The following is a 2,117-nucleotide window of genomic DNA, read 5'->3' as shown; positions in this document are numbered from 1 at the left end:
ATCATGACTCATAACTTACAGAGAGATAAAGAAATACTTTCACTAATAATGAATCAGCCATTATCCTATATAGGCATTTTAGGTTCCAAAAAACGTACAGCCAATTTATTTGACACGAAAATCCCTAATAATATACACTCACCTATCGGTTTATCAATTGGAGCTAAGGGCCCTTTCGAGATTGCAGTTAGCATTATAGCCGAATTAATTCAGCATGAAAGAATGAAGGGACATCCCGAATGAAAATAACCGGGGTATACCTGGCCGCTGGAAATAGTAATCGAATGGGTATAAATAAATTAGCATTGCCATTAGGAAATAAAGAAATGGGAAGATGGGGATTAGAAAAAGCGGTTTTATCAGAACTTAACGATATTATCATTGTTTCGAATCATTTAAACCACCTGGATTCATCAGGTTTTAGTTCTGGAAAAATAATTACGGCCGAAATTAAAGAACCTGAAGCAGGTCAATCCCATTCACTCCAAACAGGTATACGATCAGCAAACAACATACATTCGGACGCCGTAGTAATTTTACTTGCTGATCAGCCCTTTATAACAACAAATATGATAAACAAACTCATCGAAATATACAAACGAAACCCTAATTACTCCTTTGTTGCCTCTAGTTTTCATGGTTGTATACGACCTCCCATACTTATTGACAAAGATCTCTTTTCCGACATTCACCTTTTACGAGGAGACCGAGGCGCAAAACAGATTCTAATGGCGAAGAGAGAACAGGGGATACTTGTTCCTTTTTATGTGAAAAAATGGTTTGTTGATATTGATAATATGGAAGAATATCTTTTTTGGAAAAACAAAATTGATAACAATTAAATAAGAATAATAATGAAAATGAGGAGACTATATGGATATTATCGGAAAAGGGGTAATTCGAAAAGATGCTTGGGAAAAGGTGACAGGGCAGGCGATTTACACAGGAGACCGAGAAGAAGTAAGAACCCTCCATGTTAAAAAGGTAATTAGTCCTTATGCACATGCCCTTATTAAACATATTAATCTAACTAAAGCTGAAAAAGTTCCAGGTGTTCGTGCAATCATAACAGGTGGGAATTTACCACTAACGGGAGAAGAAATCAGGGATCGGTACCCCATAGCTCTAGATAAAGTCCGCTACCATGGAGAAGTAGTAGCACTTGTTGTTGCTGATACAATGAAACAAGCAGAGATTGCAGCTGACAATATTCAAGTTATCTATGAACCTTTAGCTGTTGTCAATTCGCCAACGGAAGCTTTAAATCCCAATTACCCTCTACTCCACCCAGATTTAGATACTTATAAAAAAATATCCGAGGTATTTCCCGAGCCAGGCACAAATATAGCAAATCGAACCAAAATCAGAAAAGGCGACAGTAAAACAGGTTGGCAAGAGAGCGAAATCATTATTGAGGAAAAGTTTTCTTTTTCCCCCTCCGACCATGCAGCCATGGAAACAAGATGTTCTTTAGCGGAAATTCACTCAGATGATAAGATCATTATCACTTCTTCTTCTCAAGCTCCCTTCATGATCAAGCGTTTGATAAGTGATTACTTTGATGTTGAAATTGGAAATGTCATAGTAAACACTCCACTTGTTGGAGGGGCATTCGGTGGTAAAGCCTCGGTCCAACTTGAACTATTAGCTTATATCGCGTCAAAGGCCGTTAATGGCAAGCTAGTAAAAGTTGAAAATAGTCGTGAAGAGGATATTTTGACATCACCTTGTCATATTGGATTAGATGCTACCATTAAATTAGGTTGTACAAAATCTGGTTTACTAAAGGTCGCAGAGCTGACGTATTTATGGGACGGGGGAGCATATGCCGACAAAGCTACAGATCTAAGCCGTGCTGGAGCTGTGGATTGCACCGGACCTTACAATATAGAAAATATTTGGTGTGACTCTCTCTGTATGTATACAAATCATCCATATGCCTCGCCTTATCGAGGTTTCGCCCATTCAGAAGTTCTGTTTGCTTTTGAGCGGACTATGGATTCTCTTTCAAAAAAGCTTGGAATGGATCCACTTGAACTCCGTGAAATGAATGCGATACTCCCAGGGCACTCAACCCCGACACAAGTTAAATTGAATTCGAGCACGGTGGGTAATCT

General features: G+C 38.7%; 3 protein-coding genes. All 3 read left to right on the top strand.

The window, feature by feature from the left end; genetic code table 11:
- A partial coding sequence (locus ACFVSH_RS25895; RefSeq protein WP_387708646.1) for an XdhC family protein occupies nt 1-243 on the top strand: 243 nt, incomplete at its 5' end.
- Nucleotides 240-842, top strand: a complete 603-nt coding sequence (locus ACFVSH_RS25890; protein ID WP_387708645.1) for a nucleotidyltransferase family protein — start codon at nt 240-242, stop codon at nt 840-842. The genes ACFVSH_RS25895 and ACFVSH_RS25890, both read left to right, overlap by 4 nt.
- A gap of 31 nt (nt 843-873) precedes the next feature.
- The coding region (locus tag ACFVSH_RS25885; RefSeq protein ID WP_387708643.1) for a xanthine dehydrogenase family protein molybdopterin-binding subunit at nt 874-2,117 on the top strand (1,244 nt) is incomplete at its 3' end.

The organism is Peribacillus sp. NPDC058002 (genome assembly GCF_042886655.1).
In the GTDB taxonomy this organism is placed as follows: Bacteria; Bacillota; Bacilli; order Bacillales; family DSM-1321; genus Peribacillus; species Peribacillus aracenensis.
The sequence above is the reverse complement of the archived record's forward strand: the minus strand, read 5'-3'. Positions and strand labels throughout refer to the sequence as shown.